Source organism: Maribacter sp. C-4077 (assembly GCF_055378385.1).
Genome location: NZ_AP038807.1, coordinates 1,824,883 through 1,845,616, shown reverse-complemented (window position 1 = coordinate 1,845,616; position 20,734 = coordinate 1,824,883). Strand labels below are relative to the sequence as shown.

General features: G+C 42.0%; 19 protein-coding genes. 10 read left to right on the top strand and 9 right to left on the bottom strand.

Annotated features, from left to right (window positions below; translation table 11 throughout):
- Nucleotide 1 precedes the first annotated feature (1 nt).
- From ACZ41C_RS07950 to hemH, 8 genes are all read right to left on the bottom strand, one after another.
- Nucleotides 2–1,198, bottom strand: coding sequence for a CHASE2 domain-containing protein (locus tag ACZ41C_RS07950; RefSeq protein ID WP_464565406.1), 1,197 nt, complete (start codon nt 1,196–1,198; stop codon nt 2–4).
- A gap of 12 nt (nt 1,199–1,210) precedes the next feature.
- Nucleotides 1,211–2,002, bottom strand: a complete 792-nt coding sequence (locus ACZ41C_RS07945) for a hypothetical protein (RefSeq protein ID WP_464565404.1) — start codon at nt 2,000–2,002, stop codon at nt 1,211–1,213.
- Nucleotides 1,975–3,150, bottom strand: a complete 1,176-nt coding sequence (locus ACZ41C_RS07940; protein WP_464565402.1) for a CHASE2 domain-containing protein — start codon at nt 3,148–3,150, stop codon at nt 1,975–1,977. Before ACZ41C_RS07940 ends, ACZ41C_RS07945 begins: the two co-directional genes overlap by 28 nt.
- Nucleotides 3,151–3,233: 83 nt before the next feature.
- Nucleotides 3,234–3,728, bottom strand: coding sequence for a hypothetical protein (locus tag ACZ41C_RS07935; RefSeq protein WP_138256515.1), 495 nt, complete (start codon nt 3,726–3,728; stop codon nt 3,234–3,236).
- Nucleotide 3,729: 1 nt separating this feature from the next.
- Nucleotides 3,730–5,175, bottom strand: coding sequence for a C1 family peptidase (locus tag ACZ41C_RS07930; RefSeq protein ID WP_464565400.1), 1,446 nt, complete (start codon nt 5,173–5,175; stop codon nt 3,730–3,732).
- A gap of 142 nt (nt 5,176–5,317) precedes the next feature.
- Entirely contained in the window at nt 5,318–6,694 is a 1,377-nt protein-coding gene (locus tag ACZ41C_RS07925) for an MATE family efflux transporter (RefSeq protein ID WP_464565399.1), read from the bottom strand.
- A gap of 30 nt (nt 6,695–6,724) precedes the next feature.
- Nucleotides 6,725–7,519, bottom strand: a complete 795-nt coding sequence (locus ACZ41C_RS07920; protein ID WP_464565398.1) for a DUF3050 domain-containing protein — start codon at nt 7,517–7,519, stop codon at nt 6,725–6,727.
- Nucleotides 7,520–7,535: 16 nt separating this feature from the next.
- A complete protein-coding gene (gene hemH / locus ACZ41C_RS07915; RefSeq protein WP_464565396.1) occupies nt 7,536–8,570 on the bottom strand; it encodes a ferrochelatase in 1,035 nt (344 codons plus the stop codon).
- Nucleotides 8,571–8,732: 162 nt separating this feature from the next.
- Here hemH and ACZ41C_RS07910 point away from each other — a divergent pair, with 162 nt between their 5' ends.
- The gene (locus ACZ41C_RS07910; protein ID WP_464565395.1) at nt 8,733–9,800 is read left to right on the top strand and encodes a mechanosensitive ion channel family protein; all 1,068 of its coding nucleotides are present in this window, start codon (nt 8,733–8,735) and stop codon (nt 9,798–9,800) included.
- 11 nt (nt 9,801–9,811) lie between these two features.
- A complete protein-coding gene (locus tag ACZ41C_RS07905) occupies nt 9,812–10,651 on the top strand; it encodes an N-acetylmuramoyl-L-alanine amidase-like domain-containing protein (RefSeq protein ID WP_464565394.1) in 840 nt (279 codons plus the stop codon).
- 183 nt (nt 10,652–10,834) lie between these two features.
- Here the strand turns inward: ACZ41C_RS07905 and ACZ41C_RS07900 are convergent, their stop codons facing one another.
- Nucleotides 10,835–11,728 carry a helix-turn-helix transcriptional regulator gene (locus ACZ41C_RS07900; protein WP_154917618.1) on the bottom strand — a complete coding sequence of 298 codons (894 nt, stop codon included), beginning with the start codon at nt 11,726–11,728 and terminating at the stop codon, nt 10,835–10,837.
- A gap of 195 nt (nt 11,729–11,923) precedes the next feature.
- Here ACZ41C_RS07900 and hemA point away from each other — a divergent pair, with 195 nt between their 5' ends.
- The 8 genes from hemA (at nt 11,924) to ACZ41C_RS07860 (ending at nt 20,681) form a co-directional block, all read left to right on the top strand.
- Nucleotides 11,924–13,180: a glutamyl-tRNA reductase gene (hemA, locus tag ACZ41C_RS07895; protein WP_464565391.1), complete on the top strand. Its 1,257-nt coding sequence runs from the start codon at nt 11,924–11,926 to the stop codon at nt 13,178–13,180.
- Entirely contained in the window at nt 13,177–14,760 is a 1,584-nt protein-coding gene (gene hemC / locus ACZ41C_RS07890; RefSeq protein WP_464565390.1) for a hydroxymethylbilane synthase, read from the top strand. The genes hemA and hemC overlap by 4 nt, the downstream gene beginning before the upstream one ends.
- A 135-nt stretch (nt 14,761–14,895) precedes the next feature.
- Nucleotides 14,896–15,927: a uroporphyrinogen decarboxylase gene (gene hemE / locus ACZ41C_RS07885; RefSeq protein ID WP_464565389.1), complete on the top strand. Its 1,032-nt coding sequence runs from the start codon at nt 14,896–14,898 to the stop codon at nt 15,925–15,927.
- 68 nt (nt 15,928–15,995) lie between these two features.
- Nucleotides 15,996–16,538, top strand: a complete 543-nt coding sequence (locus tag ACZ41C_RS07880; RefSeq protein ID WP_138256526.1) for a GNAT family N-acetyltransferase — start codon at nt 15,996–15,998, stop codon at nt 16,536–16,538.
- Nucleotides 16,528–17,433 carry an oxygen-dependent coproporphyrinogen oxidase gene (hemF, locus tag ACZ41C_RS07875; RefSeq protein ID WP_464565387.1) on the top strand — a complete coding sequence of 302 codons (906 nt, stop codon included), beginning with the start codon at nt 16,528–16,530 and terminating at the stop codon, nt 17,431–17,433. Before ACZ41C_RS07880 ends, hemF begins: the two co-directional genes overlap by 11 nt.
- Before the next feature lie 55 nt (nt 17,434–17,488).
- Complete coding sequence (locus ACZ41C_RS07870; RefSeq protein WP_464565385.1) at nt 17,489–18,277, top strand: PhzF family phenazine biosynthesis protein; 789 nt, start codon at nt 17,489–17,491, stop codon at nt 18,275–18,277.
- A gap of 28 nt (nt 18,278–18,305) precedes the next feature.
- Nucleotides 18,306–19,298 carry a porphobilinogen synthase gene (gene hemB, locus ACZ41C_RS07865; RefSeq protein ID WP_464565383.1) on the top strand — a complete coding sequence of 331 codons (993 nt, stop codon included), beginning with the start codon at nt 18,306–18,308 and terminating at the stop codon, nt 19,296–19,298.
- An 87-nt stretch (nt 19,299–19,385) separates the two neighbouring features.
- Entirely contained in the window at nt 19,386–20,681 is a 1,296-nt protein-coding gene (locus tag ACZ41C_RS07860; RefSeq protein WP_464565381.1) for a serine hydrolase domain-containing protein, read from the top strand.
- Nucleotides 20,682–20,734 lie beyond the last annotated feature (53 nt).

The following is a 20,734-nucleotide window of genomic DNA, read 5'->3' as shown; positions in this document are numbered from 1 at the left end:
TTTACCTGTAATAAGAGTTGAATACCGTCTTAGTATTGATATACTTTACCAAATGCTTATAAAACTTTACAAATCCGGCACTAAAAAGGGTCACGGCAATAATGGGAGCGGACTTGATGACAATCCCATTTTTAAATAGGGCGATGGTCAACCAAACAAAGAGTACGGTAAACACGAATAAAATGGCTTTGCGTACGGTCCTATAACTGATCTTTAATTTCGTGTCCAGCCAAATGAAGTAGGCACTGGCCAGAAAGCTGAGGAAAAAGGTCAGTATAACAATCCAAAACAAAGGAACTTCATATAAAAAAGTATTGTATAGGATCATGGAAATAATATTGGCGTGTATGACCATACCATACATATCCGGAATGCTTTTACCGGCCGTTACCTTGTTCAAAGGGGTAAAGTGTTTGTCTTCCACATCAAAGGGGTTTCCGGTAGGGCTGCCCAAATAACCGAACAAAACAATTTTGTCCTTCACCATTTTTTTATCGGGAATCGATAGAAAATCCTTTAGCGGAAAATGGACAAATCCCAAGTAATCACTCTTATAGTTTATCAATATGGGTTTCGACAATTTTTTGGGACATCCTCTGGCATACCATTCGTCGGTACTCATATACGACCTGGCTACGGCCACGGGAAATGCCTCAAAAGTATTTTCCTGAAATACATAGGTGGGGGTAAATTCACGAACTACGGCATCCTGGTAGCCAAAATTGTAGTTGACATAGCCCTGTTTACCATCACGCACGAAAAACGGATGATTTAAAAAGAACTGACTTTTCTTTAAAATATAGCTCGATATTACTTTTTTATCATTGAGTACTCGGGCCAAAAGGGTATCGGTCTTTGATTTATCTAAATGTTGCAACATTACATCAAAACCAATGACTGCTGGATTTTCGTCGAGCACATTTTGCAACCCTTCCAAAATAGTCTCCCGGTTTTCGTGCTCGATATTGATTAAAACAATATTAGAATCCAACTCCAAATAGGGATGCATTTGCTCACTATAGTAAATATCCAAAAAACTAAAATCCTCCAAGGCCTTTTTAAGGGGATTAAAAAAGTTTAGGTTTACAAAGAGTAGTGATAACAAAATACAGGTTATCAAGGAAAGAAGGGTGCTTAAAAAGGCATCCCTCCATAATAATTTTCTTTTAGAACGTTTCGGTACAAGTTCGGAATCCATGTAGGCCTTTGTTTAATAGGGGCAAAATTTATAATCCGCACAGATAGCTTCCTTAATCTTGGCCTCTGGATATCCCAATAACGTAAACGTTTTAATCAAGACATCCATTTCCTTTTTCAATTCCTGAAAAGTCTCATCATCCAACAAAGTAAGTGTGTTGTATTTTATGTCCTTCAAACTGGGAAATGGCTCCAGACTAATGGCCCATTCATATTGTCTTCCCTTTTTCAAAAGATTATTGTCCACATAAAGTAGCATAGAATCTGAAGCGGTTCCTATTTTGGTAATATGGTGGCCATCACGCTGTTTTAGAAAAAGATAAACCAAATCGGCTTCTGAATTGTTCTCCCACCGGAAAAATATACTGGGCTGATATAATTTGGCACTATCCACTGGAAAATGTTTGATGATCGTTCTATCTTCCCTATACACTACCCCGGCTTCCTGCTTACTTTTTCGGCGGTTTGTGAACTGCGTCCATACATACGTAAAATACTTTCTTGTAAACGAAGTTTGGTTTAATTGCACCTTGTTTTTCGAAATATCCTGAAAAACATACGCATTTGGGCCTGACAAAGCAAAAATCTCCCCTGTTTGGTTTACAAGGGTAACCTTTTCATCATCCGAAAGTCTCAAAGTATCCAAAGTCTCAAAATATACGCCCCTAATGGCCTTTTTATCCGAAGAAAACAAAGGTTCTCCCGTTTTTTTATATATATAATAGCTTTCCTGCCCAAAGCCTTCGGCAGTATATACTACGCAAAAAATGATGAAAATCAATCGTGAAAAAAGAATCCTTGCCATTTTAATCTTTTATATAAATAATGTGCCAACTTTTTGTAAAATCCTATCAGACCAATACTAAAAACAATGACCGCGGTTATGGAAGCTGTTTTAAATAGTAGTTTTTGCCTGAAAAGCAACAAGGCCACCCAGACAAAAAATACGATAAAAAATAGTTGAACTATATTCAACCTAAGTATATAACTGGCCAACTGTCTTTTATTCAGCCAAATAAAGTAACAAAGGGCCATGTACGTCAATAGGACCGTTAACAGGATACGTATCCAATTGGGAACTACTTTTATAAAATTACCTTCAATAATCATTTGGACAATATTCGCGTGAATGACCAGCCCAAAGGTATCTGGCGGACTTTTCCCCACAAATCTGGGATTCATCGGGGTAAAATGTTTGTCCTCCAAATCAAATCGATGTTGAATGGGATTACCCAAGTATCCTACCATAACTATTTTGTCCTTCATCAAATGAGAAAACTCATCGTTCATTATTTCATCATATTCCAATACGAGAAAGAAATCCCTGTTTCCGGTATAATTGATGGGCCTGTCGATTGAGAGAAAGTTATCCATCCCCATGTCCCAATCAGGCGCCCTAAATTTCTTCGATACCGCCGTTCCAAAAGCTTCCAAGATGGTATCGTTTTTTTTATAGACACCCCTAAAATTTCTTATTACTGCGGATTCATCATCAAAATTGAAATTCGAGTATCCTGATGCAACTCCTTCTTCAAGTATGTTTTTATTTGAGACTATTCTTTTATCATCATTTAGAACATAGGCTGCGACTATGTTTTCACTTTTAAGAAATTCCGAAAGAAAACGATCCCATACGGGATCTTCCAAATCTTTGAATATGACGTCGACACCGATTACTTTTGGTTGGGATTCCTGTATCTTTTGTAGCATCCCTGCCAGCTCCTTTCTATTGCGCCTATCAACATTGACCAAAATGATGTTCTCATTTATATTTGGATCATTCGTTTCTAGCTTTTCAGCATAGTACATATCCAAATAACTAAAATCCTTAAACGCATTTTTAAATGGACTAAAAAAATTAAGGCTAACACCTATCCAAGAGACTATGCCCAACATGGTAAAGGCGAAAATCATACACAAAAATGCCTCTTTGAACAAACTCTTGTTCCTCATAAAAAAGTTATAGAAATACCTTTTTTTATTTGAATCCTTCATGTAGAAAACAATTAAGAGGTTTCTTTATGGACTCCTTTGATTTATTTTTTATCCGATAAATTTTTACGAAAAAAAGGAAAACCCGAGGTAACGCTGATTACCTTTCTTCCAAAAAGGTCCATAAAGGCGATTTTATTTTCATTTTCATCAAGCAGTATGGTCAACTGTTCATCATTGTTTTTTAATATGAACTGCTGCTGAGGATCAAAAGATGAATTTGAATTCTGTAGGTCCCAAACATAGTTGGTATCGTCAATGAGCACTTGTTTTAATTCCTGAGCACTGTTGACATTCAAAGTGTCCAGTACTTTTAGCTGATTGTAATATTCATTTTCAGTTCCTTCGATAAGCGTTTTGACCAAATCAATTCTAATGACTGTATTGGCATTTTCAATTTTACCGAATCTTTCCGGGTTGATCAAGGCCTTTATTTTTGTACTTTCTATCGTACCGGAGCCCTTGCTTTTCTCCGACTTCTGCGAAGACATACAGGAATACATCAATAGAACGACCATCAAAAGAGCTAGTTTTTGCATTCTAGGACCTTTTAATATCCAATATCATCATCGCCAATGAACCTTTATCGAATTCCGCTTTAAAACTCATTTTATCCTTACTCAACTTCATCGCTTCTTTTTTGATTAGCTTGTCATCAAAAATCACGTACAATCGATCTAATAACGTACCATCCAATTCTTGAAGTTTGGATTGCACCTCCTTCATGTCTATTTTTTCCAAAGAAAAAACAACTATGGTATATTCCTTTTCCACATCCTTGCTTAATCTCGCATAGGCCTTAGCTCCTTTTGGCGCCGCAGGCAATATAACTTCGGACTTATCGGAATTTATGAAGGGGCTTATTGAATCCTTATGGGGAAATAAAGGAGAAAACTCATTATCTGAATCCATCCCAAAAACATATACATAAGCGGGTTGATTTACTTTAGTTACCATACGATACCTAGTTCCGGTACCATAAACATCTTCTGTAATATAATCTCCAATACTTTCATCCTCTTTTTCAATGACCACATCCTGTGCACCAAATACGGATCCTGTATATTCGCCCTTTTCATTGCGTACGTTCATAGGTTCGTTACTTCTAAGGATAAAGTCGACCTCTCCCGCCAAAATCTGTTTTTCCTCTTTTTTGATCTTTAAGGGTATCATTTCAAAGGCATATCTTGTATATTCGGCAAAATCTGAATACCTGATCCACATGAATCCCTCATTTCCCCATGTAGGCCCCCAACTATTCACGATTTCAAAAGAACCGCCATACTTATCATCGTCATATCCAATTACACACATGGCATGCCCCCCGGTTGTCCCCAAATTATCAGGGACATAAACATTCTTGGCACTTTGAAATGCATTATCTACCATAAACCCGATAACCACGGGATTTCCATTTAGAAGTGAACGTTTTACACCATCTACTTTAAACTCCTCCGACTCATCGGAACCAAATATTCTTGCAAAATCCTTTATCTTGAATCGCTCGGCAGAGCCATACAGATTTTCCGGTATCTCCGTATCACACATAACACTATAATCCTCGTAGTACGGCACACCCTTTTCCACCATGGCTTCCATGGCTTTACCTATATAGGCACCTCCCTGACAGTTATAATCATTTTCCACATTTGAATGTAGGTAGGTGAATACAGGTGCAAAAGTACCTTTGGCAATTGTAAGCGAATCTTGTACATCATACAATCGAGATTCCAAGATTGTCCGTCCATAGTATGCTGTCGCCCACCCTACACAAGTACTATATCCCCCCTGGTTTTTTATAGGAGGGACAAAGCTTTTTAAAGTAGAGGAAGTGAATTCAGTTACCACATCTTGGAAAGCAACATTTTTTGCTTTTACCGGGGTATTTTCATAGGCTTCATCATCAAATAAGAGTCCTGTACTACGTTGGGTTTGTGAGTACCCTAATACAGAAATAAAAAATAAGAGCAAGGTGAGATTTCTCATTTCAATATCTAATTGGTTATGAGGACAATATACTATTTTTTAAGAAGCCCTAAGTACCGTTTATTGGGTATTTAAAGATAAATTGGGTAGTTTGAACGCCTTTGTAGTATAATTCTTTAGTATACTGGTGTAAAGACATCACCTACACCAAGGTCCTCTTGATTTCCCTTCTCAAAAAATAACCGGTAACGATGGTCGCCAGCACATCGGCGATGGGAAAAGAAATCCAAACGCCTAGTTCGCCATACAATTTTGGAAGAACCAGAATCAAGGGAATGAAGAAAAAACCTTGTCTGGAAAGTGTCAATAATAAGGCGGGAACGGCCTTGCCTATAGCCTGAAAATAGGCTGCACCAATAAGCTGCAAGGCTATGATCGGGGTTGCCGCAAATACCCAACGCATGGCATTTGGGGCATTTTCCAAAACAAAGGCATTGGTTTCCAAATCTTGGGCGGACATGTCCGGGTTATCGCTCAGGAAAAGTGCCGTAATTGCTTCGGGAAAAATCATGAGCCCTATGAAAACTACGGTCGCTAATAGAGAGGCGTAGGTGATTGCCGTATTGATGGTCTTTCGTACCCTATGGTATTTTCGGGCCCCATAATTAAATCCGGCAATGGGCAAAAATGCTTGGGTAACCCCAAATACCGGAAATAAGGCAAACATCAACATTCTGCCAATAATGGCATACACCGCCACCATCGCCTCACCGCCCAATGCGAACAATATATTGTTCATTATCAGATAAATAATACTCACCACCGCCTGCCTTGCCAAGGTTACAAAGCCTAACGATCCTATTTCGCTTACCACCGGTACATCCAATCCCAAATGTTTCCATTGGATTTTCATTTCGGAATGCCGGGAAAAGAAAAAGTAGCCAACATATAGAAAGCACAGTATGTAGCCGACCGTAGTGGCCCAGGCAGCGCCTGCCATCCCCCAATCAAAAACATAGATAAAGACATAGTCCATCAAGAGGTTACCTACGGAAGGAATAATCATGGCGATCATGGCAAATTTGGGTTTGCCTTCGGCCCTAATAACGGTATTCCCCATCATGCAAAGTGCCAAAAAAGGAACTCCGTACAGCACAATGGTATAATACACCTTGGCCGGATCGTATATTGCTCCTTTTCCCCCAAAAGCGGGAATGATGGACTCAATAAAAGTGAGGCCGACAATGACCATGGAAATGGTTATGATCAGGGTAAGGGTGATTTGGTTTCCGAAAGTCGTAAAGGCCTTTTCCTTATTTTCGGCGCCAAGGGCCCTAGAGATGATACTGGAACCTCCAACCCCAATGGCCATTCCCAAGGCCCCTATAAAGAACGAAACCGGAAGAACGACATTAATGGCCGCAATGGCAATGGAGCCGATCCAGTTGCCCACGAAAATGGAATCGACCAAAACGTTCAAGGACATCACAAGAATTCCTATACTGGCCGGCACTGCCTGCCCAATCAATAGCTTTCCAATAGGCTGCTTGCCCAATTCTTCCGAAGTGAATTTGGCCATAGGCCGAGTTCTTTTGAATTAAAAATGATATTAAACCACCGTAGCTGTGGAGGTCCTTTCGCTCAGAATTCCATCCGTTATGCCATCCCATAACTGAATTCTTCGCTCCAGGGCCCTTTGGGAAACTTCCAGTACCTCATCCCATTTATTAGGGTCATTTCCGCAAAGTTCCATGATCATCTTCAACGAAAGCGGACCGTGTTCATCGCCATCCAGTTCTATATGTCTTCTTAGATAATACTCCAACTTGGGGTATAGAGGTGCATTTTCGTTAGACTCGATGATCTTTAGGAACATATCTGGTATAAGTTCCTCCCTTCCAAAGGTGAAGGCCGCCGCAATTTTGTGGGCTTTGCCTTCCGCTATTACAGCGAAGGTAAATTTCATAAATTCCTTTACGGCATCCGGCAATCCTGATTGTACGATGCTTGTTTGGATATCGCCCGATTTTTTAACCGTATCAATAAAGGCTTCAACGCTGTTCGTATCGGCATCTACTTCCTGCATGGCTTCCAGGTACATCTCAAAATGGCTCCTAAAATTTCCTGCCTGGTCCCTATCGGTCTCTTCCTCCAAGACGATTTCGTTGATAAACCGGGCCGTATTCGTATTCTTTGATGGGATCCAAGGAGTGGTCACGCACGTTAGGTTTATCTGTAAGGCCTTTAGCAGGGACATGAAATCCCATACCGCATACACATGCCCTTCCATGAAAATCCGTACGTCCATTATGGTAGTCAACTCATTATATAACTGATGATTTTTTAAGGCAGTCCTTAAAGGTTCCAAGGCCTTTTCTATTTTCTCTATGTTTACTTTGCTCATACCTTTTTCAACTAGTTTAATGATGTGGGAGTACGCCATCCTTTTCCCATGTTTCAATCCATTGCGCCATTAAGGTAACCCAGGCATCGCTATCATTTAAGCATGGGATGTGCTTGTAGCTTTCTCCCCCGGCTTCCATAAATTGATGCTTACCTTCCATGGCTATTTCCTCCAAGGTTTCCAAACAATCCGCCACAAAGGCAGGGGTTACAACGGCTAGCTTCTTCTTGCCTTCCTTTGCAAATCGTTCAAACTCAAAATCCGTGTAGGGTTTTAACCAAGGATCGTTGGGCAAACGCGATTGGAAGGATACGCTCACCTTTTCCTCCGGAAGGTTCATTTGGGTACGTACCAACTCGGTCATTTTATAACATTGATGCCTGTAACAGGTATGATGGGCCACGGAATTGGTTTGGCAGCAGGAACCGTCAATTTTACAGTGAAACTTTGTCGGGTCTGATTTTCGGATGTGCCGCTCCGGTATCCCATGGTAGGAAAACAGAATATGGTCGTACTCAAAATCCTTCAAACCTTCCTTAATGGAATCCGAAAGGACTCGGATATAGTCGGTATTTTTATAAAATGCCGGTAAGGTGGTAATTTTTAGTTCAGGAAAAAAGGCATCCTTTACTTCCAACGCCTTTACTACCACGGTTTCATAGGAAGACATAGCATAATGTGGATATAAGGGCACCAACAAAACCTCGTCCACACCCTTGTTCTTAAGCTCTTGAAGCGCGTTTTTAATGGTCATGCTTCCATAGCGCATACCCAGTGCTACGGGTATCTGGGATTGTTGACGCACTTTTTCCGTAAAGCGTTCCGAGAGTACGATCAATGGGGAACCTTCTTCCCACCAAATTTTTGAATAGGCCTCGGCCGATTTTTTAGGTCGGGTTTGCAAAATGATTCCCCGCACGATGATATTCCGCAACACTTTTGGAACATCTATGACGCGTTCGTCCATAAGAAACTCGTCCAAATAGGGTTTTACATCCTTGGGGGTTGGACTATCTGGAGAACCCAGATTAACCAATAATACTCCTTTCATGCTTCTCATTATTTTTTTTAATTGCAAAAATACGACTTGGAAACCGATGCTATTTTAATTTACGCCAATAGTTTTCTATTCTACCATAAACCCAATCAATTTCCATTCAATTAATTTCATAGCCCATCAAAATTTAGTATGTTGTAAGTAAACAAAGAACGAATGGATACTCTTTTTAAGGATATTCCTAGGGAGTCGATGATGTATTTGGGGATAGCGGTGGCCACCTTTGTTATACTTTATTGGAGTACACTTTTCGTACTTCGAAGGTTAGGAAAAGACCCCAAATATCTATTGCCCGAAGGTGTTATGAAGCGTGTCGCCCTTCCTATTTTCCTAATATTTATTTCCATCATTATTCGGATGCATTCCTTCCGACAACTTTTTGGTTTGACCGATGAAGCATATTGGTTCAAAAAGGCCAGTACCCTGTTGTTCATCTTTGCCATGACCTGGTTAATCATTGGGATATTAAAAGTGATGAAACAACTCATCATCCACAATTATGATGTAAACACGACCGATAATCTTAAGGCCCGAAAAATCTATACCCAATTCAATATTCTGGAGCGCATCGTCATTTTCATAGTCATCATATTGGCCGTTGGTGCCGCCCTTATGAGTTTTCAGGAAATCAGGGAATTGGGGCTTAGTATTTTTGCATCGGCAGGAGTGGCCGGAATCATTATTGGTTTTTCCGCCCAAAAATTGATCGGCACTGTTTTGGCGGGCATACAAATCGCCATTGCACAACCTATAAAATTGGACGATGTGGTCATTGTAGAAGGCGAATGGGGACGTATTGAGGAAATAACCCTGACCTATGTAGTGGTGAAAATCTGGGATAAACGCCGACTCATAGTTCCCACCCCCTATTTCATTGAAAAACCTTTCCAAAACTGGACCAAAACTTCTTCAGATATTTTGGGAACCGTTTTTTTATACACGGATTACAAGGTCCCTTTTGATGCATTGCGTGCAGAGCTGACGCGCATTTTGGAAAATACCGATTTATGGGATAAGGAAGTAAACGTACTACAGGTAACCGACAGCAAAGCGAATTATGTAGAGATTAGGGCGCTGATGAGTGCCAAGGATTCGCCAACGGCATGGGATTTGAGGGTACATGTACGGGAAAAATTAATAACTTTCCTTCAGGAGAAGTATCCAGAGAGTATTGTACATAATAGAGTTTTGATGGGAAATCTTGAGACGGATTCTTCAAGGTAAAATAAAGGAACATGAGACGCATCTTTTTTTTAAGTTTACTTTTTATTTGCTACCATACCAAGGCACAAACCGTTACCTGTTCCCCATTGGACAAAGAGACCGTGGTTTCCAAGATTGAACAGGTTCAAGATTTGGAAAAACCTGATTTTGGACAGACCATGGTAGCCATAGGCAAAACCTTCCTCAAAACTCCCTATGTGGCCAAAACCCTTGAAATTGGGGAAACGGAAACCTTGGTGGTCAACTTACAAGGGCTGGATTGCACCACGTTTGTGGAAAATGTGCTAGCATTTTCGTTGATGATGAAAGAGGACAAAACCTCATTCGAGAATTTCATAGAAACCCTAGAAACCATTCGGTATAAAGATGGCTATTTGGACGGCTACGCTTCCCGACTCCACTATTTTTCCGAATGGATCGCCAACAATGCCAAAAAAGGCCTGCTACAGGATATCACCGAGGAAATTGGAGGTGCCGAAATTACCAAGGACATCAACTTTATGAGCGAACATCGCGATCTCTATCCTTTTCTTTCGGACGATAGCAATTTCGAAAAGATAAAAGCTTCCGAAACGTATTTGAACAGTCGGCCCATTTGTGTCCTGGCCCAAGATCGGATTGCGGAAAACGAGCATTTGATCCAATCCGGGGATATCATTGCCCTTGCAACCTCCATCAATGGCCTGGACGTTACCCATACCGGAATTGCCACGCGGGAAGCGGATGGCAGAATCCATCTTCTCCACGCCTCTACAGGTTCTATGGAAGTGGAAGTTTCGGAAAAACCGTTGGCGGAATATTTGAAAAAAGTCAAGGGGAATACGGGTATCATGGTGGCGAGGCCTCTTTAGCTTTCTCATAAATACTTTTCAGTTTAAAATCAGTAATTCCTATACCGAGTTAATACTAAGTCTCCATCGATCAACCCTGAAAATTACCGGCACAACAACTAGTCATGCTGAGTAAAAGGAAACATCCGATTCTAGAAGAGATTCTTCCCCAGTACTACGTACTTCGTCAGAATGACAAAAAAACTATGAACTACTCGCCAACGCCATCACATATTTCTTGGGTGTGGTGCCATACTTTTTCTTAAAAGCGGCAATAAAATGACTTGAGGTACTGTACCCAATTTTTAGCCCGATTTCGTTTACATTGTACTGACCGGATTCCAGAAGTTTTCGGGCATGTTCCATTTTATAATCAAATAGAAAACTGTATACGGAATCCCCATATATTTGTTTAAATCCTTCCTTCAATCGTTTTAGGCTCAATCCTATTTCCTTGGAAAGTTCATTCAAGGTAGGAGGTTCGGCCATGTTGGAGATGATGATTTCCTTCGCCTTTCTAATGCGTTTTACGTTGTCCTCGTCTATCAGGAATGGACACTGTTCTACATCGGCATCGGTATTCTTATTGAAGTACAAGGCTATCAACTCGTAAATTTTTCCTTTCAGATACAGGTTTTTAATAGTAGGGTGCAGATTGTAGTTAATTATCTGACTTAGAACCACGGCAATAGGGGGCGATACCGGCTCTTGGGCGTAATATTTTTTTTCCTGGTTCTCCTCACTAAGGAAGGGAATGTAACTCGCCTCATCGGAAAAAAGGGAGTGGAACTTTCGTATGCTCATCACCACAGAAACCATCCAGGAATTTGGTGCCAACATAAGGTTCAAAGGCAAATCCAATTGGGTATTGTACAACAATAACGAGTTCTCTTCAGATACCTCCAAAGCATAGTTCCCTTGATTGAAAACGAACTTACCGCCGCCCTTCAAACAGAAATGGAACTGAATATAACTCCTATTTATTTCCCGCGTAACTTGCTTACTTTCAGAAGTATTATTCTGGATTTTAAGTACGTAAAAGCTATTCTCTATCAACAGTTCCTCAAATGAACCTTTGGCGATGTTTTTACTTTCCATAGTACGGCTTATCAATTTACTTTATTTAGAATCTATCTAAACAATATCGTCGTAGGGTTTCCGTTAGACGTTGTAAAATTAAGGGTTTTGGGCCGATTTATATTGTATTTTATCTAAAATCACTTCTACCGATGCTTATAGTTCCTCTAGCGTTATTTTTATTAATCCTATGGTTCTATTTTTGTCCCCGCAACTATGAAGGCATACCATATTTCTAAACATAGCTCCTTCTATACCATTGGCCTAAACTACAAAAAGGCCGATGCCGAGGTTAGGGGAAAATTCAGTTTGGACGATGCATCCATGATCGCGCTATTGACAAAGGCGAAGGAAGAGGGCATCGATGGCCTGTTGGTAACTTCTACCTGCAACAGGACGGAACTTCACGGTTTCGCCCAGCACCCCTATCAATTGATAAAATTGTTGTGCAGTTTTTCCAAGGGAAGTGTGGAGGAATTTCAGGAAGTAGCCTATGTCTACAAGAACAAGGAAGCCATTTCCCATCTTTTTCGTGTAGGTACGGGACTGGACAGCCAGATTTTAGGGGATTTTGAGATAATTAGCCAATTAAAGCAAAGTTTTAACCGCTCCAAAAAAGTGGATATTGCCAACCCGTTCCTGGAACGTTTGGTCAACTCGGTCATCCAAGCCAGTAAGCGTATAAAAAACGAAACGGAAATATCGTCCGGGGCGACATCGGTGGCGTTTGCATCGGTACAATATATCTTGAACAACGTAGCGGACATTTCGGAAAAGAACATCCTACTTTTCGGCACCGGCAAAATTGGTCGGAATACCTGCGAAAACCTCATAAAGCATACCAAAAATCCGCATATTACCTTGATCAATAGAACCAAGGAAACAGCGGATAAAGTAGGTGGGAAATTCAACCTCACCGTAAAGGATTATGGCGACCTGCAGGCCGAAATCAGAAAAACAGACGTCCTTGTAGTTGCCACGGGAGCCCAAAAACCCACCGTCTGCAAGGAACTCATCTATACCAAAAATCCATTATTGATCCTGGACCTATCCGTTCCCAAAAACGTGGATGACAATGTCATGGAACTGGATAACGTCTCCTTGGTGCATTTGGACCAGCTGTCACAAATGACGGACGAAACCTTGGAAAAGCGTAAACTTTTTATTCCAGAGGCCGAAGCGATCATTGAGGATGTTAAGGAGGATTTCATCCAATGGCTGGAGACCCGTAAATTTGCGCCGGTCATAAAGGCCTTAAAAATGAAACTGAAGACCATGAAGGATGAGGAACTGGACTATCAATCCAAAAAGACATCGAATTTTGATGCCGTACAGGCCGATATGATATCCAATAGGATAATCCAAAAAATCACCAAGCAATTCGCAAACCACCTTAAGGACGACACAATCGATTCCGATTCTAGCCTAGCCCTTATCCAAAAAGTGTTTCAATTAGAGCTGGAAACAGAATGAGTAGAACAATCCGCATAGGCACACGCGATAGTGAATTGGCACTATGGCAAGCCACTACCGTAAAAGATCAATTAGAAGCTTTAGGGCATACCGTAAAACTGGTCCCCGTAAAATCCACCGGCGACCTTGTTCTGGATAAGCCATTGTACGAATTGGGCATTACGGGCATCTTCACCAAGACCTTGGACGTGGCCATGCTGAACGGTGAAATCGACATTGCGGTACATTCCATGAAGGATGTTCCCACAATGCTCCCAAAAGGCATCGTCCAGGCTGCCGTTCTTAAAAGAGCCAACTATATGGACATTTTGGCCTTCAAGAACAATGAGGAATTTTTGGGTTCTCCCGATGGCATCATCGCTACCGGAAGTTTACGTAGAAAGGCACAATGGTTGAACCGATACCCAACCCATACGGTAGTGGATTTACGGGGAAATGTCAATAGCCGTTTGGAAAAACTGAACAAAAACGATTGGAACGGAGCCATTTTTGCCGCCGCGGGATTGGAACGCATTGGCTTGGAACCTGAAAATACGATCGGACTCACATGGATGGTGCCGGCCCCGGCACAGGGCGCCATTATGGTGGTAGCCATGGAAAACGATTTGGAGATTCGTGAAATATGTGCCGAACTCAACCATAGGGAGACCGAAATCTGTACCAAATTGGAACGCGATTTCCTTCGGGAATTGGAAGGTGGCTGTTCCGCACCCATCGGGGCCCTGGCCTATATTGACAAGGAGGAAAAAGTAAACCTCAAAGGAGTACTTCTGACCATTGATGGCTCCCAAAAATTGGAAGCTGCCTTAACGGCCCCACTCGGAAAGCATGAGAATTTGGGAATTGATGCAGCCAAAAGTATTTTGAGCCGCGGAGGAAGGCGATTAATGAACGAATTGCGGGGAGCCGACCTAAAAACCAACGTGTTTTCTACCAAAAAATTGACGGAAGCGCAACTGCAGAAATTCAGTTTGGGAATACGGGTAGATTCTGAGGATTTTATCAAAATAAGCCCCAATAGGATATCTCCGATTATTCTAAAAAAGAACCTTAGGAACATCGTCTTCACCAGTAAGAATGCCGTGGAGAGCCTACTTACAAATTGCAGTCCGGCAGAACTTCAGTTTAAAAACATATACTGCGTAGGCAGAAAGACAAAAAGGTTGATTGAGAGAAAAATAGGACCCGTGGCCCATGTGGAGAACAGTGCCACCGATTTGGCCAACTACCTCGTTGAATACATGGAAGGTACTGAGGTGACCTATTTTCATGGAAACCTTAGCTTAGAAGATCTGCCTACTATTTTAGAAGAAAACAACATCATTGTAAACAAAGTAGAAGCCTACAGAACCAAACTTTCAGGCAAGTCTATCCCTGAATCCGTTGAGGGGATTCTTTTTTACAGTCCTTCCACCATAGAAAGCTATCTCTTGAAAAATAAACCACATCAAGTTGCTTACTGTATTGGGGAAACTACGGCAACCGAAGCCCGGAAACATTTCAAGGAAGTGAAAGTTGCCAATATCCCAGATGTAGAAAGTGTTATTGAGTTGGTGAATGGCGATTATAGCGGTTTGTAGTTAGAAAATACAAGTTCAAGAGCAAGAAACAAGCTCAAAAAAAAATTGCTTAGCAATAAGGAAAAACCATTAACCATCAACCATCAACCAACAACGAAAAACGAACAACCAACAACTAACAGCCAAAACCCACATATGATAAAGAACGATTTATTCCTTAGGGCCCTAAAAGGGGAAACGGTAGAAAGACCGCCGGTTTGGATGATGCGCCAAGCAGGAAGGTACTTACCGGAATTTATGGAAATCAAGGAGAAATACGATTTTTTCACTAGATGCCAGACCCCGGAACTGGCTTCCGAAATTACCGTGCAACCCATACGAAGGTTTGGGATGGATGCCGCCATTCTTTTTAGCGATATCTTAGTGATTCCACAGGCAATGAACATTGAGGTTCAGATGAAGCCCAATTTTGGACCTTATCTGCCAAATCCCATTAGGAACCAAAAGGATGTAAACGAGGTAATCGTACCGGATGTTGAAGACGCCCTGGATTATGTGATGCAGGCCATTACCGCCACCAAAGAAAAATTGAACGACGAAGTACCCCTAATCGGTTTTGCCGGTTCTCCCTGGACCATCCTCTGCTATTGTGTACAGGGACAAGGTAGTAAGACCTTTGACAAGGCCAAGGAGTTCTGTTTTACGCAACCCGTGGCCGCCCATGAATTGCTTCAAAAGATAACGGATACAACCATTGCCTATTTAAAGGCTAAGGTAAAGGCCGGAGTAAATGTAGTACAGGTGTTCGACTCCTGGGGCGGTATGCTTTCCCCCACGGACTATCAAGAATTTTCATGGCAGTACATCCAACAAATCGTAGATGCTCTTAAAGAAGAGACTCCCGTAATCGTTTTTGGTAAAGGATGCTGGTTCGCACTTAAGGAAATGTCACAATCGGGTGCATCGGCCCTTGGTGTGGATTGGACCTGTTCCGCGCAAAATGCCCGATATCTTACGGGAGGAAAAATAACCTTACAAGGGAATTTCGACCCTGCCAGATTGTTATCCCCACCATCGGAAATCAAAAAAATGGTCACGCAAATGATCAATGAATTTGGCAAGGACAGGTATGTTGTGAATTTAGGACACGGAATCCTTCCCAATGTTCCGGTGGAAAATGCAAAGTCTTTCATAGATGCCGTAAAAGAATATAAATTGGCGCACTGAACCATTTAATTTTTCCAAACCTTGCGCTTTACCTTTTCAAAGGGCCAAAGACTTCGTACTTTTAAGGAATGATTCCCATCGCGAACGGTACTTTTGAAATAACGCCCATCCATGAAAAATACGCATGGAGAATCTGTGATTTTGTAACCGTAAATACTTCAAGACTTAAAACCTATTTCCCTCAAACCCTGACCGAAAATCTGACCCCGGAGCTTTCCAAATTATTCGTCGACCAAAAAATTAAGGATTTTAATAATAAGACCGAATTTGTGTTCGTGATAAAAAATACCATCGATAGAAGCCTAGCGGGTTTGCTCTTTGTAAAAAATCTGGATTTTGATAAAAAGGAGGCCGAAATTGCCTACTGTATCGGGTATCAGCACGAAGGTATTGGAATAACCACCATGGCCGTCAAAGAGATAACGGCTTGGGCATTCAAGGAACACGGCCTAAGAACATTACGCATCATAGTACATAAGTCGAATCCCGCAAGTATACGCATCGCAGAAAAGTGTGGGTATACGTGGAAGGAAACCTTGCCCAAAGAACATCAGCCACCAGCCATGCAACCTATGGATATGGAATTATATGTTAAAGCTTATGAAGGATAAATTTTTCGAGTATATACACCAACTACAGGATACCATAACCCATGCCTTGGAATCCATTGATGGGAAGGCCAAGTTTCATGAGGATAACTGGGAACGGCCCGAAGGCGGAGGCGGACGGACACGTGTCATCGAAAATGGGGATGTCTTCGAAAAAGGCGGCGTCAATATTTCGGGCGTTCATGGCGAATTACCCAAAAGCATGCAAGCGTATTTTGGGGTACAGGAGGCCGATTTCTTCGCCTGTGGACTTAGCCTCGTACTACACCCCAAAAATCCCATGGTGCCCACCGTTCATGCCAATTGGCGCTACTTTGAAATGTACGACAAGGACGGTAAGATTGTGGACCAGTGGTTTGGAGGAGGGCAGGATCTGACTCCCTATTATGTATTCGAAGAGGATGCGGAACACTTTCATAAGGTTTGTAAAGCCGCTTGCGACAAACACGACCCTTCGTTCTATCTAACCTATAAAAAGAAATGCGACGAATATTTCTGGAATTCCCACAGGGATGAAGCACGGGGTATAGGAGGATTGTTTTTTGACTATTGTAAGAAGACCAAAAGTAGGTCCATGGAAGACTGGTACAATTTCGTAACCGAAGTAGGAAACAGTTTTTTGGATTGTTATATACCGATTGTTACAGAACGAAAAGATCTTCCTTACACCAAAGAACAAAGGGATTGGCAGGAAATTAGAAGGGGGCGTTATGTGGAATTCAATTTAGTCCATGACAAAGGAACCCTGTTTGGCTTACGCACCAACGGGCGTATTGAAAGTATCTTGATGAGCCTTCCTCCGCATGTGCAATGGCGGTACGACCATCAACCGCAAGCGGGTAGCGAAGAAGAAAAGTTGATCAACGTTTTGAAGCAACCTAGAGACTGGGTTTCCTAAAAAAGAATCGACCTGTCAGGTTTTAAAAACCTGACAGGTCTAAAAAAAATTGACCATGAAACAGAAGTTATGTCAAATCGATGCCTTTACCAATAAACTGTTTGGGGGGAATCCTGCGGCCGTTTGTATTTTGGAAACATGGTTGCCGGATGAAACCATGCAAAATATTGCTGCAGAAAACAATCTCGCCGAAACGGCTTTTGCCGTTACCATCGAAAAAGGATATGAATTGCGCTGGTTTACCCCAGAATTGGAGGTGGACCTATGCGGACACGCTACCTTGGCAACCGCTTTTGTGCTTTTTAACTTTTACAATCACAAAGAAAATACCATTCGGTTTTTATCTCCTAGAAGTGGCGAGCTAACCGTCACTAAAGGCCTTGATGGATGGATGACGATGGACTTTCCAACGGACGATTTGGTATCCGTAGCCAATAATGACCAGATCAATACAGCCATAGGTAAAGAACCCTTGGAAACCTTTAAAGGCAAAACGGACTATTTATTGATTTATGAAACCCAAGAGGACATCGAGGCACTGAAACCAAACTTCCATTTATTGGACCAATTGGATTGCAGGGGTGTCATCGTTTCGGCTAAAGGAGATGCTGTCGATTTTGTGTCACGTGCCTTTTTTCCGCAATGTGGTATTCCCGAAGATCCGGTCACGGGATCCGCGCACACGACCCTTACACCCTATTGGTCGCCTCGATTGGGAAAAACGATGATGGCAGCAAAACAGCTCTCTGCCCGGGGTGGGGATTTATCCTGCGAATATTTAGGAGACAGGGTCAAAATTTCAGGTCAGGCGGTCTGTTATCTAATCGGTGAAATCACCATTTAATATATATTTATCACCAAAAAAATTAAGCATGTACCCACTTATAAGAAACAGGAGACTACGTACGAATGAATCCATACGAAGATTGGTCAGGGAGACTATTATTAGTCCGGATGATTTTTTGGTCCCGCTATTCGTTGTGGAAGGAAACGGCATTAAAGAGGAAATTCCATCGATGCCCAATTACTTTCGGTTGAGTTTGGACAACCTTGAAAAAGAGGTGAAGGAACTTTGGAATCTAGGACTTTGTTCCGTGCTGTTGTTCGTAAAGGTGCCCGACAATCTCAAGGACAATGCCGGGTCTGAAGCGGTAAACAACAACGGCCTTATGCAGTTGGCCATTAAAACCGTCAAAAGTGCCTGTCCGGACATGTTGGTAATGACCGATGTGGCCCTTGATCCGTACTCCGCCTATGGGCATGACGGAATTGTCGCCAACGGACAGATATTGAACGATGAAACCGTGGAAGTGCTTGCCGAAATGAGCGTATCCCATGCCAAAGCCGGTGCCGATTTTGTTGCTCCAAGCGATATGATGGATGGTAGGGTTTTGAGCATCCGGGAAGCCTTGGATGACGAGGGTTTCATCAATACAGGCATTATGAGCTACAGTGCCAAATACGCCAGTGCCTTTTACGGTCCGTTCAGGGATGCCTTGGATTCCGCGCCGGTCGACATCCAAAATGTACCCAAGGATAAAAAGACCTACCAAATGGATTATGCCAATCGGTATGAAGCTATCAGGGAAACACAAATGGACATTGACGAAGGTGCCGATATCGTCATGGTAAAACCCGGACTATGTTATTTGGATATTGTCCGTGAAATTAGGAACGAAGTGGAGGTGCCGTTAGCCGTATATCAGGTCTCGGGAGAATATGCCATGGTAAAGGCTGCGGCAGAAAAAGGCTGGTTGGACCATGATGCCGTGATGATGGAGCAACTAACGGCCATCAAACGGGCCGGTGCCAATATCGTTGCATCCTATTTCGCTAAAGATGTAGTCAAATTGCTCAATAGCTAAAAATGGTATTGTCTTTACTGTTTTTGTGGCATCAGGATGCTATCGGTGATTTCAATAAGTTATATTTGAAATACGCAGAAAACTGTCATGCCTAAAACCATTTTCTTTCTTTTCATTACAATTTGCCCAAAGCTGGGTTTTGGACAAAATCAACTTGTTGGCAATCTCAAAGCAGATACGAATCCATTTGATTATCAACGGGTTTACAAGCAAGTAGATTCGATTATAACCAACGGTATAAAAAACAAGGCCTTTCCGGGAGCTCAAGTCTTGGTTGCCAAGAATGACACTGTCCTATTTCATGAAGCCTTTGGATTTCACACCTATGACAGCCTTCAACCTGTGGCTTTGGATGATTTGTACGATCTGGCCTCGGTTACCAAAATATCCGGACCGCTTCCGGCCATCATGAAATTGGTGGGGGAAGGAAAATTGGATTTGGATGTGCCTTTTGGCACTTATTGGAAACCTTGGAAGCGACGGAAAGATAAGAAAGATATCACCCTTAGGGAGATATTGGCGCATCAGGCAGGACTGGAACCCTATATCGTCTTTTTGAACGAAACATTGAAAAAGAACGGTCGGTTTAAAAGTAGGTTCCTACGGAAATCCAGAAGTCACCGATTTGACAAACAAGCCTTTGGGGATATCTATGTAAAAAGTAGGTTCAACCGAAAAATGTATCGGATGATAAACCGCTCCAAGGTGTCGGAAGAAAAAAGGTATCGGTATTCTGGACTGACCTTCCTTATTTTTCCGAAAATAATCACAGATTTGACCGGTGTTCCCTATGAAAAATATATCGAGGATAATTTCTATAGACCCATTGGGGCCAGCACCATGGGTTTTTTGCCTTCCACTAAAAATTTTCCGAATCGCATCGTTCCTACCGAAATGGATACCCTATACCGACATACCTTGACCCAAGGTTGGGTACATGACGAAAACGCATCTTTACTGGGAGGCATTTCAGGAAACGCCGGATTGTTTGGAACTGCAGAGGATTTGGCCAAAATAATGCAGCTTTATACGCGGTATGGCGAATACCGAGGAAACCAAATTTTACCCGAAGCCGTGGTCAAGGAATTTATCAAAGTGCAATATAAGGAAAACGATAACCGTAGAGGTTTGGGGTTTGACAAACCCTTGTTAGGAAACGATACCTTGGCCCTGAAGGATGCCTACCCTGCCCCAGAAGTAAGTGCGGAAAGCTTTGGACATAGCGGATTTACAGGAACTTTTGTCTGGGCGGACCCTGAAAACCAACTGGTATATATTTTTCTTTCAAACAGGGTATACCCTACCAGGGAACATAGGGCACTGTACGACATGAATATAAGATCGGCCGTTCAACAGGTTTTCTACAAGGCCTTACAACTATAACAGCCCTAACTTTAAAACAATGTTCCTTTCCTTTTGAGCTATGTGCAACAGGA